Source organism: Qipengyuania seohaensis (assembly GCF_002795865.1).
GTDB classification, from domain to species: Bacteria; Pseudomonadota; Alphaproteobacteria; order Sphingomonadales; family Sphingomonadaceae; genus Qipengyuania; species Qipengyuania seohaensis.
The window spans coordinates 1,388,641-1,402,916 of the sequence record NZ_CP024920.1 but is presented as its reverse complement, the minus strand read 5'-3'; the positions used below and the strand labels follow the sequence as shown (position 1 = coordinate 1,402,916).

Sequence of the window (14,276 nt, the reverse complement as noted above, 5' to 3'; positions counted from 1 at the left end):
TCCCCACAATTGCGGGGGTTTGACTTGGATTCATGGATTTTCGACTTCAGGCCGGTGTAATGCGAAGCGGTAAGGTCTTCAGCCCTCCGACAAAGGTCGATTTCGCGCGCTTCGGTTCTCCGGCCAGTTCCACACTCTCGATCCGGTCGAGCAGCGTTTCGAACAGGATGCGCATTTCCAGCCGTGCGAGGTGGAGGCCGAGGCACTGGTGCGCCCCGGCTCCGAAGGCGAGGTGCCGGTTGGGGCTGCGGCTGGCATCGAACTTGCGAGGATTTTCGAACTGCGCCGGATCGTGATTGGCGGCGACGTAATTGATCATCAGCCAGTCGCCCTTGGCGATTTGTTGGCTGCCAAGCTCGGTGTCCTCGGCCGCCGTGCGCATGAAGTGCTGAACTGGGCTGGTCCAACGGATCGCCTCTTCGACAATGCCGGGAAGGAGCGAGCGGTCGGCCTTCACCTTCGCCCACTGTTCGGGGTCCTGCGCCAGCGCCAGCATCGCGCCTGCCGTGCTGGCGCTGGTGGTGTCGTGGCCGGCGGCGGCGACGATGATGTAATAGCCCATCATGTCCCGGTCGTTCAGCGGTTCCCCGTCGACCGTGGCGTTGGCGATGGCGCTCGCAACGTCGTCTGTCGGATTGGCGCGCTTTTCCGCCGTGAGACCTGCGAAGTAGGTCTCGAAATCCTTCACCGCGCCGGCGACCAGCTGGGTGATCGCTTCGGGCGGTAGATCCTTCATGCCGGACTGGTTGAGGTCCTCGTCCTGCCCGCCGAACATTTGCTGCGTGAGCATCAGCATGCGCGGCTCGTCCTCTTCCGGCACGCCGAGGATCTGCATGACGACGTGAAGCGGATAGGGCTGCGAGACGAGCTTGCAGAAGTCTGCCTGCGGCCCTGCGTCGATCAACCGGTCCACCGTCTTGTGCGCCAGCTCGCGGGTTTCGTCCTCCAGCGTGCGCAGGTTCTTGGGCATGAACCATTCCTGCGTGAGCTTGCGGTACTTCATGTGGATCGGCGCGTCGAAAGTGACGAGGCTGGCGACCATGTGAGGGCTGCCGCCGGTAAGGTTCTTGGCGAACTCGATCCCTTCGGTGAGGCTGAACACGACCGTCTGCGGATTGTTGAGGAAAGTCGCGTTGTCCTTCGAGACGCGCATCACGTCGTCGTAGCGGCTGACCAGCCAGAAAGGCGGGTGACGGCCTTCGGGGTCCTCGACCCAGGCGACCGGGCTTTCTTCCCGCAGCCGGTCGAACGTGTCGAGCAGCGGATCCCATCCGGCGTAGCTTTCCGGAGAGATGACCTCATAGGCAGTCTCCGCATCGAGCCGGGGTTTCGCTGCGCTCGCCATCATGCCTGCTCCGCTTCTATCTCCGCCTTCTTCGTGTATTCGTCACGCAATTCGCGCTTGTACAGCTTGCCATTGGCCTCGCGCGGCAATTGCTCGCGGAAGTCGAACAGCTTGGGCATCTTGATCTTGGCAAGCTGCGGGGCGAGGAAATCGCGCAGTTCCGCTTCCAGCGTTTCGCCCGCCTCGCCCATGTCGATGGGCTGGACGACGGCAACGACCTTTTCGCCGAAATCTGGGCAGGGCGCACCGATCACGGCGGCATCCATGACCTTGTCATGCGTGACGAGCAGGTTCTCGATCTCCTGCGGGTAGATGTTGACGCCGCCCGAAATGATCATGTGGCTCTTGCGGTCGGTCAGGAAGAGGAACCCGTCCTCGTCCACATGACCGATATCGCCCAACGTCATCCAGCCTTTGGGATGCATGGCGTCGGCAGTCTTTTCCGGGTCGTTGTGATAGGTCGGAATGTTCTCGTTTTCGAAATAGAGCAGGCCGTCGGTCCCCGCAGGCACTTCCTCTCCATCGGGTCCGCAGACATGCAGCTGCCCGTGAATCGGCTTGCCGACCGTGCCGGGGTGCGTGAGCCAGTCCTCGCTCTTCACGAGCGTCATGCCGATGCCTTCCGATCCGGCATAATATTCGATGACGATGGGACCCCACCATTCGATCATTTCGCGCTTGACCGGCACGGGGCACGGAGCCGCCGCATGGATCGCGCGGGTGTGGGTGGAGAGATCGTAGCGCGTGCGCACTTCGGGATCGAGCTTCAGCATTCGAACGAAATGGGTCGGCACCCACTGGCTGTCGGTCACGCGGTATTTCTCGATCGCTTCGAGAGCGGTCTCGGGGTCGAATTTCTCCATCACGACAATCGTTGCCCCGAGCCGATGCGCGGTGGTGCACCAGCCGAGTGGTGCCGCGTGATAGAGCGGGGCGGGCGAAAGGTAGATCATGCTGCCATCCGCCGGCCAGCCGACACCCATCACGGCAAGGCCGACGAGCGGGTTCACTGCGAGGATATCATCATCGGCAGGCGGCGCTGGGCGGATACCCTTGGGCCTTCCGGTCGTGCCGCTGGAATAGAGCATGTACTGACCCGGAGCCTGGTCCTCGATCGGTTCGGCGGGATATTTCGCCAGCGCAGTCGCAAGGTTCTCCTCGCCCTCTCCGTCCTTTGCGAGGATTTCGATGTCCGGACAGTCGGCGCGGATGTCGGCCATCACATTGTCGAAATAGCGCGAGGTGATCAGCAGCTTCGCACCTGCGTCCTTGAGGATGTAGCAAATTTCCGGAGCGGTCAGGCGCGTCGAGATCGGCACCATCATCGTGCCCGCACGCTGCGATCCCCAGACCAGTTGCAGGTAATCGATGGTGTTTTCCATCAGTATCGCCACGTGGTCGCCGCGCTTGAGGCCGCGCGCGCGCAGCAGCTGGGCGAAGCGGTTGGCGTAGGCGTCCATCTCCCTGTAGGTCACTGTCTCGCCGCTCCCGGCCATGATGATCGCGGGATGGTCGGGGCGCGCCTGCGCGTGGGTGATGGGGTGCATAGGGTTCTCTCTCTCACTGCCGTCGGTCCTGTTGGCGGACTCGTCCGGTTGCTCAAAGAAACCTACCTACCTGCTGCGTTCGGGCAAGAAAAAAGGCGCCGGATCGCTCCGACGCCTAATTCCGCTGACCCGAAGGGCTCGTGGCCTTTCGAAAAATCTCAGTCCTCGTCGCCACCGCCTTGGCCGCCTTCGCCGATTGCGAGGGCGAAAGCGCGCTGGGCGGAAGATTCGACCATGTAGGGAACCGGGTTGACCGCCTCGCCGTCGATGCGGACTTCATAGTGAAGGTGCGGGCCGGTGGAGCGACCGGTCGAGCCGACATAGCCGATCAGGTCGCCCTTCTTGACGCGGGCGCCGTCGGTCACGGCGATTGCGGACATGTGCGCGTAACGCGTCTGGATGCGGGCGCCGTGCTCGATGCTGACGAACTTGCCGTAGCTGGAGAACCGTTCCGCCTTGGAAACCACGCCGTCTGCCGTCGCGTAGATCGGCGTACCGGTCGGTGCGGCGAGATCGACACCCTTGTGACCCATGCGGCGACGCAGCACCGGGTGGGTGCGCATGCCATAGTCACTCGTCAGTTTGGCGTCTTCGAGCGGCATGCGCGAAGGGATGGCAACCTGCGGGCCGGCCGTGATGAGCGAAAGCTGGTTCGGCGCTTCCCAGCGAGCGAAGAGTTCGGTGAACTGCTCGTCCGCTTCGCCGGCGCTGTCGGAGGTAACCTTCGATACGTCGATGGCACCGACCGCAGCAGCTGCTGCGTTGGTTTCCGCGTGCGCCGGAGCGGCTGCGATGCTCATGCCTGCGGCAAGCATCGTCACGGCAATCGTGCTGCGCTTGGAAATCATTGCTAACCCGTCCTGTCGATACCTGATCGGCATCTTTGCTTGCGATCCTGAGGCGTCCCGTGCCTTTCGGATCGTTTTTTTCAAAACCGCCGGAACCCCCCGGCATCTCGTGAGTATGGGTTATGGCTGCAAAGGTTAATCAAGCAATAGCCGCGTAGAAAGTCGCGCGATAAACCGGCTGCCGCACGCGCCGAGTCGTTAAATGGCGGCTTCAGCCCTCCCGAAAAATGCGTTTGGACTAATTTCTGCCATGTTTCCGGCGGCTTTTCGTCGCGCGTAATGCACAGCTCACGAAAGTGCTTGGCCCCAAAAGCGACATGGCGAATCTCGTCGTCAAGGATTCGTTCGAGGATTCGGGCGCCGTTCTCGTCCCCTTGTGACCGTATCCGCTTCAGCATCGCCGGAGTGACGTCGAGGCCGCGCGCTTCCAGAACCATCGGTACGATCGCCAGTCGGGCCGTGACGTCATGGGCCGTGTCCTGAGCGGCACCCCACAACCCGTCATGCGCCGGCAGAGCGCCGTAGTGCGATCCCATGGTCGCTAGCTTGCGATCGATCAGCGCAAAATGCATCGCTTCGTCGGCTGCGACCGCCAGGAAATCGGATACGAACTGCTCGCCCATCGATTCCCCGAACCGCCCGGCCATGTCGAGGGCGAGGTCGATCGCGACGAACTCTATGTGGGCGAGCGAGTGCCACAAGGCGATTCGACCCTCCAGGGATACTCCGCGCGAACGGCGCGGCATTTTGCCAGGGGCGAGCAGTTCCAGCTCTTCGGGCCAGGCCGGCCGGTCGGGCATGACGCAGTCGAACTCGAACGCCAGTCGCCCCAGCCGCCATTCGCGGGCGACTTCTCGGGCGGCAAAGACCTTGGAGGACTTGCCGGCCGTTAGCAGGGCGTCCCTGATGGCGCCCGATACGCTGCGGCGTCGTGACGTCACGCGGAGCGCGCTGCGTCGAGTACCTCGTCAGCATGGCCCTTGACCCTGACCTTCGGCCAGACCCGCAGGATCTTGCCGTCTTCGCCGATCAGATAGGTCGAACGGATCATGCCCATGTAAGTGCGCCCGTAATTCTTCTTCTCGCCCCAGACGCCGAGCGTGTCAGAAAGACCGCCCTCTTCCGCATCGGTGGCGAGCTCCACCGTCAGATCGTGCTTGGCGATGAAGTTCTGGTGCTTCTTCGCGGAATCCTTGCTGACGCCAAGCAGGCGGACGCCCGCCTTTTCAAACTCCGCCTTCAGCGAGCTGAAATCCTTCGCTTCGGTGGTACAGCCGGGCGTATTGTCCTTGGGGTAGAAGAAGATCACCGCTTTCTTGCCGGAAAGATCATCCCGGCTGATTGTCCCGCCATCGGGTGTTTCCATTTCGAAGTCGGGAAAGGCATCGCCTTCTTCAAAGCTCGTCATAGTTCGATCTCCAGTCGCTCATCCAGCAAGCGGTTCCATTGGTCTGCCACCTGCTCGCGCGCGTCGTCGAGCGCGTTCCTGAGGTGGCGGAATTTCTCGACCCGGCACAGGCGCGACAGGATAGCCTTTTGCGGCCTGTCCGGGATCGCGAGGTCGGGTGCCAGCAGGCGCGTACCCACCAGTAGCCGCGTCATAAAGTCGTGCGCCTCGCCCAGTGAAGCGGGAATGAGATCGCGCGCGACAAGTTGCGCGATCGCATCGTCCAGCCGCGGCGTCAGCGCTTCACCCTCGCGCAATTGCAGGTAATGGACGAGGAATTCGAGATCGACGAGCCCGCCGCGCAGCAGCTTGATATCCAGTGGTCCGCGCGCAGGCTTGTGCGTCGCCATGTCGCTGCGCATCGTCCTGACGTCGTCGCCAAGCGCCTTGCGCGATCGCTTGCGGCACAACACCTCGCGAAGCGAGGCGTCTACCTGGCGCCTTGCATCATGGCTTCCCGTCAGCGCGCGTGCACGGGTCAGGGCCATGTGTTCCCACGTCCATGCATCTTCGGACTGATACCTGAGGAAGCTCTCCAGGCTGACGGCCAGCGGCCCCTGTGCCCCTTGCGGGCGCAGCCGCGTATCCACTTCATAAAGCGCGCCTTCAGCGGTCGGCACGGACAGCGCCGCACTCACCCTCTGTGCGAGCCGGTTATAATAGAGTGTCGCGCCAAGCGGGCGCTCGCCATCGGATTCGCCTTCGTGGCTTCCGGTAAATAGATAAACGACGTCGAGGTCCGAGGCGTGCGTCAGCATCCCCCCGCCAAGCCTGCCGAGGCCGAGAACGACAAGTTCGCTGTCCGCGATCCTGCCATGGCGTTCGGCGAATTCCGCTTCTGCAGCTTCCTGCGCGACCTCGATCGCAGCCTCGGCCACCCGCGAAAGGGCGGCGGCGATATCGAGCGGGTCGTGCGCTGTTTCGATGACCTGCACCCCGAGCGCGAAGCGCGCTTCCCCCGTTACGATGCGGATGCGGTCGAGCTTGTCCTCATAGGTGTCGCCACGTTCGCCGCGACGCATCTCGGCGGCAAGTTCGCCTCGCTCGCCCGGCAGGTCGAGCGCGGTCCGGTCGATCAGCGCATCGACGAGTTCGGGGCGCAGGGCGATGGCGTCGGCAAGCGGCGGCGCAAGCGTCAGGCAATCGGCCAGCAGCTGGAACAGGCCCGGCCTCGCTTCCAGCAGGCGAAAAAGGTTGATCGCGCTCGAAAGCTTGGAAAGCAGGCTTTCCCACCGGGCGACGGCGCGTTCCGGTTCTTTTGCCGATGCAAGGGAATCGAGAAGCGGCGCACGTATCGCTTCGAAGGCCGACAGGGCCGCAGTGCTGCGAAGGGGTGGATAGCGGCCGTCGGTCCAGCCTGCGACCCGCTCAACCAGGGATGCGTCGAGATCCTTGCGGGCAGGTGCGGCCTCCACATGCGGACTGTCGACAGGAACGGAGACCTCGTCTTCGGCGAGCAATGCATCGTAGCGCTGCGCGACGGGAGCGGTTAGCGACGCGATATGGTCCAGCCATGCGGCTCCGTCGGCAAAGCCGTCCAGCCGGGCGACATTGTCGAGCGCTTCGCCTTCGGGGAGCGTGTGCGTCTGGCGGTCGCCGACCATCTGCAGGCGGTGTTCGATCTGCCGCAAACCGTCATAGGCAGCGCCAAGCGACGAGGCGTCCTCTTTGTCGACATGCCCGGCATCGGCCAAGGCATCGAGGGCAGCGCGCGTGCGCTTGTCACGCAGCTCCGGATTGCGCCCGCCATGGATGAGCTGGTGCGTCTGGGCGAAGAACTCGATCTCGCGAATGCCTCCGCGACCGAGCTTCACATTGTATCCGGGGGCGGGTGCGGTTGGGCCGGTCTGCTGTTCCCTGATCCTGCGGGTCAGCTGCCGCACAGCGTCGATCGCACCGAAATCGAGGCTGCGGCGCCAGACGAAGGGACGGATCTGGTCGAGGAATTTCTCGCCGGCCGCGATGTCGCCAGCGCAGGATCGTGCGCGGATGAATGCAGCGCGCTCCCACGCCAGGGCAGAGCTTTCGTAATGCGTGATCGCGGCATCGAGAGGGATCGCCAGCGGGCTCACCTCGGATGCCGGACGCAGGCGCAGGTCCACCCTGAAAACATAGCCTTCGCTAGTTACGTCAGACAGCATGCGAACCATCTCGCGGGCATAGCGTTGCGCCGCCTCGCCCGGTTCGTCCCTGTCGCGGCGTGCCAGCGTTTCGGGATCGTAGAGTAAAATTGGATCGATGTCGGAGCTGTAGTTCAGTTCTCCCGATCCGTGCTTGCCCAATGCCAGCGCAATCATGCCATCGCTGGGCGCGCCTTCGACCCGGCGGTCGATCGCCGCCTCGATGGCGCGGTGCATTGCGCGGTCGGCGAAAAGGGAGAGCTCGCGCATTACCTTGTCGAGATCGAATGCCCCGGCCAGATCTCCGATTGCCAGGGTCGTCGCCAGGGCCCGTTTCTCGCGTCGCAAGGACACCCCGACATCGTCAATTCCGGCGGCAAGCCGCTTCGCGTATGCGAGTGCGGCCTCGCCGTCACCTTGAGCCAGCAGGTCGGCGATCGCTGGATACAATTCCAGCCCGCGCGCCAGATAAGGGGCACAAGCCCGCGCTCTTTCCAGCGCGTTGGTCCAGTCGGCAGTCATTGCGGGCGGTCTGCCTTCCCTGTGCTCCCGGCGCAAGCTTGCCCTCTTTGCCCGGTGCTGCAACAAGCGCGCCACGCAAATCAACGAGAGGGTGCTTTACCATGATCCGCACAAGCCTGACCGCAGCAGGTGCGCTGCTCCTGGCGGCCTGTACCGCCGGTAACGATGAAGGGGCGACCGCAGGGCTCGATATCCCGGACATCGCAGCGACGGACATTTCCGAGCAGACGATGAAGGACATTACCGAGCAATTGTCCTCCGATGAATTCGAAGGCCGGATGCCCGGCACGATCGGCGAGGAAAAGACCGTCGCCTTGCTGACCGAACGGTTCGCAGCGGCAGGCCTCGAACCTGGCAACAACGGCTCTTGGGTCCAGAAAGTCCCGCTGGTGGAGATTACCGGCAAGGATTTTTCGCCGCTGAGCATCTCGGGCAAGGGCACCGATATAGCGCTCGAATACGGTAGCGACTGGGTCGGCGTGACCTATCGCGAAGATGCGCAAACCGCGCTCGAAGACAGCGAGCTGGTTTTCGTCGGTTACGGCGTCAACGCGCCCGAGAAGGGCTGGAACGACTACGAAGGCGTGGACATGACCGGCAAGACCGCGGTCATCCTCGTCAACGATCCCGATTTCGGCAGCGACAGCCTCGATGGTCCCTTCAACGGCAAGGCCATGACCTATTATGGCCGCTGGACCTACAAGTACGAAGAGGCGGCAAGGCAGGGCGCGGCAGGCGCCATCATCATCCACGACACCGAGCCCGCTTCCTATGGCTGGAACGTCGTCGAAAGCAGCTGGTCCGGCCCGCAGGCCTATGCCCAGCGCGGCGAGAATGCCCCGCCGCTGACGCAGATGAACGGCTGGGTCCAGAACGAGGCTGGTCGCCAGATCCTCGAAGCTGCGGGACAGGATGCCGACAAGCTGTTTGCCGCTGCCAAGAAGGAAGGCTTCACGGCGGTGCCGCTGGGCCTCGAGGCATCGACCAGCTTTTCGAACGACATCCGCACCTTCGAATCGCAGAATGTGATCGGCATCCTTCCGGGCACGGAAGCGCCGGATGAATACGTCATCCATACCGCCCACTGGGACCATCTGGGACGCTGCACCGCAGCGCCCGATGGCGACGACATCTGCAATGGCGCAGTCGACAACGCGACGGGCACGGCAGCGCTGGTCGCTCTGGCCGAAGCGCATGCCAAGGTCGGTCCTGCGCGCCGCACGCTGGTTTTCCTCGCCGTGACGGCAGAGGAATCGGGACTTCTCGGAGCCGATTACTACGCGGCCAATCCGGTTTTCCCCCTCGCCCAGACGGTGGGCGGCATCAACATGGATGCCTTTCTCATCGCTGGTCCCAGCAAGGACGTGACGGTCGTCGGGCCGGGCAAGTCGCAGCTCGACCAGTTCCTCGAAGCGGCCCTCGAAGCCGACGGCCGGGTGTCGACGCCCAACCCCAATCCTGAAGCGGGCTATTACTACCGGTCCGATCACTTCGCTTTCGCCAAGCGCGGCGTGCCGATGCTTTATGTCGATGGTGGCGAGGACCTTGTCGAGGGCGGCACGGAAGCGGGTGCGGCAGTGGCGCTCGACTATCGCGAGAACCGCTACCACGGCCCCAAGGACGAATACGATCCGAACTGGGACTGGTCGGGCGTGATGGCCGATCTCCAGCTTTTCTACCGCCTCGGCCGCATGCTCGGCATGAGCACGAGCTGGCCCAACTGGAACGAGGGCGACGAGTTCAAGGCCACGCGGGACGAAACCTGCACGGCTGCTGAAACCGGCTGCTGATCAAGGTTGCTTCAAACGGGAAGGGCCGGTCTGCCACAGCGGCGGACCGGCCCTTTCCTTTTGGATTGTGGGCTTTCTACTTTGCGAGCAGACGCTCGGCGATGGCGCGAACTTCGCTTCCCATGTCTTCGCGTTCTAGCGCGAGAGCCAGCGTCGCTTCGACGAAACCGGTCTTGCTGCCGCAATCGTAACGGTTGCCGGCGAAGGTCACGGCGTGGAACGGCTGGCTGCCGATCATCCGCGCCATGGCATCGGTCAGCTGGATTTCGCCGCCCGCCCCCTTGCCCTGGTTTTCCAGAGTACGCATGACTTCGGGCTGCAGGATATAGCGGCCCGAGATGATCTTGTTCGACGGCGCTTCTGCAACCGGCGGCTTTTCGACCAGTCCGGTCACTTCGGTAAGCGTGTCGGAGATATCCGCCCCCGGAGCGATGACGCCATAGCTCGATACTTCATCCTGCGGGACTTCGAGCACCGAGATCAGGTTGCCGCCCACCTCGTTATAGGCCTCCACCATCTGCTTCATGCAGCCAGGCTTGCCGACCATGAGTTCGTCGGGCAGCAGGATCGCGAAGGGATCGTTGCCGACGATGGCGCGGGCGCACCAGATGGCGTGGCCAAGGCCCAGCGGAACCTGCTGGCGCACAGTGATGATATCACCCGGTACTGCACGGGTGTCGTCGAGCACGCTCATGTCCTTGCCGCGCTCTCTCATGGTGCTTTCGAGCTCGTAAGCCACGTCGAAATGCTCGACGATCGCCGTCTTGCCGCGACCGGTGACGAAGATGATCTGTTCGATTCCGGCTTCGCGCGCCTCGTCCACGGCATACTGGATCAATGGCCGATCGACGATCGGCAGCAGCTCCTTCGGGATCGCCTTGGTGGCGGGGAGGAATCGCGTACCGAGCCCCGCGACGGGGAAGACGGCCTTCTTGATCGGTTTATGCTGGGTCATGCGCCGGAGTTAGGTCGGTGGCCGGAACAGGTCAATCGCTCGGCGGTTGAGCGAGCAGGATCCGGGGGAGGTATCAAGCGCATGACGCTTGCCAGACGCCCGGAGAGGATTAAGGCAGGGGGCCATGGACAAACTAATCATTCGTGGCGGCAATCGCCTTTCGGGGACTATTCCCATCTCGGGCGCCAAAAACGCGGCCCTCACCCTGATACCGTGCGCCCTGCTGACTGAAGAGGCCGTGACGCTGCGCAACTTGCCGCGGCTCGCCGATATCGACGGGTTCCAGCACCTGATGACGCAGTTCGGCGTCAGTCACACCATTCCGGGCAAGCGCCCCGAGGAATTCGGCCGCAATGTCACGCTTGAAGCCATGCGGATCACCAGTTCGGTCGCGCCTTACGATCTCGTTCGCAAGATGCGCGCGTCGATCCTCGTCTTGGGCCCGCTGCTTGCTCGCACAGGCGAAGCGACGGTTTCGCTGCCTGGCGGCTGTGCGATCGGGAACCGGCCAATCGATCTTCACCTGAAGGCTCTCGAGGCTTTCGGCGCGCAGATCGAATTGGCGCAGGGGTATGTGAAGGCAATCGCTCCGGACGGCGGGCTTCCCGGCGGCGAGTTCGACTTTCCCGTCGTGTCCGTCGGTGCGACGGAAAACGCCCTGATGACAGCGGTCCTGTGCAACGGCACGAGCAAGCTGATCAATGCCGCGCGCGAGCCCGAAATCGTCGACCTGTGCAACCTTCTCACGGCCATGGGCGCCGAAATCGAAGGTATCGGCAGTTCGGAGCTGACCATTCATGGCGTAAAGAAGCTGCACGGCGCGACCTACCGCGTAATGCCGGACCGGATCGAGGCGGGCTCCTATGCTTGCGCGGCAGCGATCACCGGCGGCGAGGTCTATCTCGACGGGGCAGATGCCGATGACATGGCTTCGACGATCCACGCCCTGCGCAATATCGGCGTCGAAATCGAAAGCGACAAGAAAGGCGTGAGGGTTTCGGCCAAGCAGCCCCTCAAAGCGCACAACCTCACAACGGCCCCATTCCCCGGCCTCGCCACCGACATGCAGGCCCAGCTGATGAGCCTGTTGTGCAAGGCAGAAGGCACCAGCGTGCTCAAGGAGACGATCTTCGAGAACCGCTTCATGCACGTTCCCGAACTCATCCGCATGGGCGCGGACATCGAGACCACGGGACGCACGGCAATCGTTCGCGGTCCGGTAGATCTGACCGGGGCCGAAGTAATGGCCACGGACTTGCGCGCTTCCATGAGCCTGGTGATCGCCGGTCTGGCTGCCAAGGGCGAGACGACCGTACGCCGTCTTTACCATCTCGACCGTGGATACGAGCGGCTGGAAGAAAAGCTGCAGCTGGTTGGCGCGGATATCGAACGGGTCGGCGACGATTGATCGTCTGATGCCGGACCTTTCGGCCTGCTCATCCGTTGGTCGGGTGAAGTAAGTTTTGAAAGGGAAGCATTATGATCCTCAAGCTCGCAGCACTCGGTGCGCTCGGCTATGCCGGGTACAAGTATTACGAAAAGAACCAGCGCGACAGCAACGGCGTCGCATTCGCGGACGGACAGCCGGACGGCGCGTTCCGCAATGCAGGCTCGGAAGCGACCGCATCCAAGGGCGATACCATGAGTTCGACCGACGAAGCGCTCGACGAAACTTTCCCGGCGAGCGACGCGACCGCGAAATACTGATCAGTCTTGCTGATCGCTATCAAGGGCGGCGGACATCGGTCCGTCGCCCTTTTTCGTGGGCGTCGTCAATTCGTGGGTGGCGAGCCACACCCTGATCGCCCCGGCAAGGCCGGGCGGAGTTTCGCTCCTGATGCGTTCCGCATCGATGCTTGCGACCAGCGTATTCACAGCGAGTCCGCGCCTTGCTGCCGCAGAGCGCAACAGGTCCCAGAATACCGGCTCCAGGCTCACCGACGTGCGATGCCCCTCGATACGGACCGAGTACTTTTTCGGTGGGTGGTAGGGTGTAGCCATGAGGCATGACCTAACGTGCTTCGTGCCGGCGCGCATCATGATTTGATATGTCGAACCCGCACCGGCAAATGGACCACCAATTTTTGGGGGTGGTTAGCCGCCGCATCGCTTTCTAGACCTGCACGATATGAACGAAGGTTTCGATGCGCTCAGCGAAAAAGAGAAGGAAACCCTTCGTCTCATCCTGCGCGGCCACGACGCCAAGTCGATGGCGCGCGAGCTTTCGCTATCCGTCCACACGATAAACGACCGCCTTCGCGCCGCTCGCCGCAAGCTGAGAGTTACCAGCAGCAAGGAAGCGGCGCGAGTGGTTTACGAGAGGGAGGACAGGGCACGCCAATTCCTTGCGGACAAGTATTTGGGGGATGCAACTGGCAACGCTGGTGCCGATCCTTCGCCAATCGCAACAGGGGCCCGGAAATGGACCCCGTGGATTGGAGGAACGATTATCATGCTGACTCTCGCAATTATCGCCGCTCTCGCCCTCGATACGGCCCAGTCGAACCGACCGGTCGGCGATCCGGCTACGCCGATCGAGAACGTCCAGCTCGACACCTTCGAGGCAACTGCGCGGGAGTGGCTCGAGATCGTCGACACCTTCGACTGGGACGCAAGCTTCGCTGCGGCGGGCCGTCCGTTTCGCGATCCCAATACTGCCGAAATCTGGCGTGACGCTTCAGAGCAGGTGCGTGTCCCCCTTGGCGCAGTAATCGAGCGCGAGATCCAGACTATCGGTCTTGTCCAGCGCGACTCCCCTGACGACGACGCACAGGAACAGGTCAGGGTCGAATTCCTGACGCAGTTCGAACACCGCGCCGATGTCCGCGAGCAGGTCACGCTCGAGCAGGAGCATGGCGAGTGGAAGGTGATGGGCTACATCATCGAGTAGCCCCCACCGGTGTCAGTACATGTGCTGACCGCCGTTGATGCTCATGGTCGAGCCGGTGACGAACTCGGCATGTTCGGAGCATAGGAAGCTGACCCCGCGGGCGATTTCGCTCGCCTTTCCGAGGCGGCCGACAGGGATCTTGGCGACGATCTTTTCCAGCACAGGCTCGGGTACGGCGGCGACCATATCGGTGTCGATATAGCCCGGCGCGATGGCGTTGACGGTGATACCGAAGCGCGCGCCCTCCTGTGCCAGCGCTTTGGTGAAGCCGTGAATCCCGCTCTTGGCTGCGGCGTAGTTGACCTGGCCGTATTGTCCGGCCTGGCCGTTGATCGATCCGATATTCACGATTCGGCCCCAGCCGCGCTCTTTCATGCCCGGGAAGGCAGCTTTGGCCATGTTGAAGCATCCGCCCAGATTGGTGCGCATCACGGCATCCCAATCGTCGTAGCTCATCTTCAACAGCGTGCCGTCCCGCGTGATGCCTGCGTTGTTGACCACGATGTCGATGGGGCCGTGCTCTTCGGCGACTTTTTCGCAGGCTTCCTGCACCGCTTCGAAGTCGCCTACGTCAAATTTGGCTGTGGGAATGCCTGTTTCTTCGGTGAACTTGCGGGCCGCATCATCATTGCCGGCATAGGTGGCGATGACCGTGCAACCGCGTTCGTCGCGCAATCTTTCGCAAATGGCCCGACCGATTCCGCGCGTGCCGCCGGTTACGATTGCAACTCGTCCCATAGTGATTCTCCCAAGCATTCCGTAGCGTTCTGCCTATTCCTAGGCATGGAAAGTCTGCGGCGCAAAGGCAATCA

General features: G+C 62.7%; 13 protein-coding genes. 4 read left to right on the top strand and 9 right to left on the bottom strand.

The features are described 5' to 3' along the window. Window positions 1-46: 46 nt before the first annotated feature. From CVE41_RS06830 to CVE41_RS06805, 6 genes are all read right to left on the bottom strand, one after another. The gene (locus CVE41_RS06830; protein WP_100261406.1) at window positions 47-1,345 is read right to left on the bottom strand and encodes a cytochrome P450; all 1,299 of its coding nucleotides are present in this window, start codon (window positions 1,343-1,345) and stop codon (window positions 47-49) included. After that, window positions 1,345-2,892: an acyl-CoA synthetase gene (locus CVE41_RS06825; RefSeq protein ID WP_100259982.1), complete on the bottom strand. Its 1,548-nt coding sequence runs from the start codon at window positions 2,890-2,892 to the stop codon at window positions 1,345-1,347. The genes CVE41_RS06830 and CVE41_RS06825 overlap by 1 nt, the downstream gene beginning before the upstream one ends. Before the next feature lie 158 nt (window positions 2,893-3,050). Beyond that, window positions 3,051-3,740 carry a M23 family metallopeptidase gene (locus CVE41_RS06820; RefSeq protein WP_232725825.1) on the bottom strand — a complete coding sequence of 230 codons (690 nt, stop codon included), beginning with the start codon at window positions 3,738-3,740 and terminating at the stop codon, window positions 3,051-3,053. 80 nt (window positions 3,741-3,820) lie between these two features. Beyond that, complete coding sequence (locus CVE41_RS06815) at window positions 3,821-4,681, bottom strand: ferritin-like domain-containing protein (protein ID WP_100259980.1); 861 nt, start codon at window positions 4,679-4,681, stop codon at window positions 3,821-3,823. Beyond that, complete coding sequence (locus CVE41_RS06810) at window positions 4,678-5,148, bottom strand: peroxiredoxin (protein ID WP_100259979.1); 471 nt, start codon at window positions 5,146-5,148, stop codon at window positions 4,678-4,680. Before CVE41_RS06810 ends, CVE41_RS06815 begins: the two co-directional genes overlap by 4 nt. Further along, entirely contained in the window at window positions 5,145-7,829 is a 2,685-nt protein-coding gene (locus tag CVE41_RS06805; protein WP_100259978.1) for a bifunctional [glutamine synthetase] adenylyltransferase/[glutamine synthetase]-adenylyl-L-tyrosine phosphorylase, read from the bottom strand. The genes CVE41_RS06810 and CVE41_RS06805 overlap by 4 nt, the downstream gene beginning before the upstream one ends. A gap of 101 nt (window positions 7,830-7,930) precedes the next feature. Here CVE41_RS06805 and CVE41_RS06800 point away from each other — a divergent pair, with 101 nt between their 5' ends. Further along, window positions 7,931-9,619 (top strand): M28 family metallopeptidase, encoded by a 1,689-nt coding sequence (locus tag CVE41_RS06800; RefSeq protein WP_100259977.1) that lies wholly within the window; start codon window positions 7,931-7,933, stop codon window positions 9,617-9,619. Window positions 9,620-9,695: 76 nt separating this feature from the next. Here the strand turns inward: CVE41_RS06800 and galU are convergent, their stop codons facing one another. Further along, the gene (gene galU, locus CVE41_RS06795) at window positions 9,696-10,574 is read right to left on the bottom strand and encodes a UTP--glucose-1-phosphate uridylyltransferase GalU (RefSeq protein WP_100259976.1); all 879 of its coding nucleotides are present in this window, start codon (window positions 10,572-10,574) and stop codon (window positions 9,696-9,698) included. A gap of 124 nt (window positions 10,575-10,698) precedes the next feature. Between galU and murA the strand changes: the two genes are divergently transcribed. Both murA and CVE41_RS06785 read left to right on the top strand, forming a co-directional pair. Continuing rightward, window positions 10,699-11,982, top strand: a complete 1,284-nt coding sequence (gene murA / locus CVE41_RS06790; RefSeq protein WP_100259975.1) for a UDP-N-acetylglucosamine 1-carboxyvinyltransferase — start codon at window positions 10,699-10,701, stop codon at window positions 11,980-11,982. 71 nt (window positions 11,983-12,053) lie between these two features. Further along, a complete protein-coding gene (locus CVE41_RS06785; protein ID WP_198507744.1) occupies window positions 12,054-12,281 on the top strand; it encodes a hypothetical protein in 228 nt (75 codons plus the stop codon). Here CVE41_RS06785 and CVE41_RS06780 read toward each other — a convergent pair whose 3' ends face one another. Further along, window positions 12,282-12,575 (bottom strand): ribbon-helix-helix domain-containing protein, encoded by a 294-nt coding sequence (locus CVE41_RS06780; protein WP_100261405.1) that lies wholly within the window; start codon window positions 12,573-12,575, stop codon window positions 12,282-12,284. Between the two features lie 127 nt (window positions 12,576-12,702). Between CVE41_RS06780 and CVE41_RS06775 the strand changes: the two genes are divergently transcribed. After that, entirely contained in the window at window positions 12,703-13,464 is a 762-nt protein-coding gene (locus tag CVE41_RS06775; protein ID WP_100259973.1) for a DUF4019 domain-containing protein, read from the top strand. A 12-nt stretch (window positions 13,465-13,476) separates the two neighbouring features. Here CVE41_RS06775 and phbB read toward each other — a convergent pair whose 3' ends face one another. Further along, window positions 13,477-14,202: an acetoacetyl-CoA reductase gene (gene phbB, locus CVE41_RS06770; RefSeq protein WP_100259972.1), complete on the bottom strand. Its 726-nt coding sequence runs from the start codon at window positions 14,200-14,202 to the stop codon at window positions 13,477-13,479. Window positions 14,203-14,276 lie beyond the last annotated feature (74 nt).

Bases quoted from the DNA above. Each gene is read 5' to 3' on its own strand.
- CVE41_RS06830 (WP_100261406.1), bottom strand. From the start codon at position 1,345: ATGGCGAGCGCAGCGAAACCCCGGCTCGATGCGGAGACTGCCTATGAG.
- CVE41_RS06825 (WP_100259982.1), bottom strand. From the start codon at position 2,892: ATGCACCCCATCACCCACGCGCAGGCGCGCCCCGACCATCCCGCGATC.
- CVE41_RS06820 (WP_232725825.1), bottom strand. From the start codon at position 3,740: ATGATTTCCAAGCGCAGCACGATTGCCGTGACGATGCTTGCCGCAGGC.
- CVE41_RS06810 (WP_100259979.1), bottom strand. From the start codon at position 5,148: ATGACGAGCTTTGAAGAAGGCGATGCCTTTCCCGACTTCGAAATGGAA.
- CVE41_RS06805 (WP_100259978.1), bottom strand. From the start codon at position 7,829: ATGACTGCCGACTGGACCAACGCGCTGGAAAGAGCGCGGGCTTGTGCC.
- CVE41_RS06800 (WP_100259977.1), top strand. From the start codon at position 7,931: ATGATCCGCACAAGCCTGACCGCAGCAGGTGCGCTGCTCCTGGCGGCC.
- galU (WP_100259976.1), bottom strand. From the start codon at position 10,574: ATGACCCAGCATAAACCGATCAAGAAGGCCGTCTTCCCCGTCGCGGGG.
- murA (WP_100259975.1), top strand. From the start codon at position 10,699: ATGGACAAACTAATCATTCGTGGCGGCAATCGCCTTTCGGGGACTATT.
- CVE41_RS06785 (WP_198507744.1), top strand. From the start codon at position 12,054: ATGATCCTCAAGCTCGCAGCACTCGGTGCGCTCGGCTATGCCGGGTAC.
- CVE41_RS06780 (WP_100261405.1), bottom strand. From the start codon at position 12,575: ATGGCTACACCCTACCACCCACCGAAAAAGTACTCGGTCCGTATCGAG.
- CVE41_RS06775 (WP_100259973.1), top strand. From the start codon at position 12,703: ATGAACGAAGGTTTCGATGCGCTCAGCGAAAAAGAGAAGGAAACCCTT.
- phbB (WP_100259972.1), bottom strand. From the start codon at position 14,202: ATGGGACGAGTTGCAATCGTAACCGGCGGCACGCGCGGAATCGGTCGG.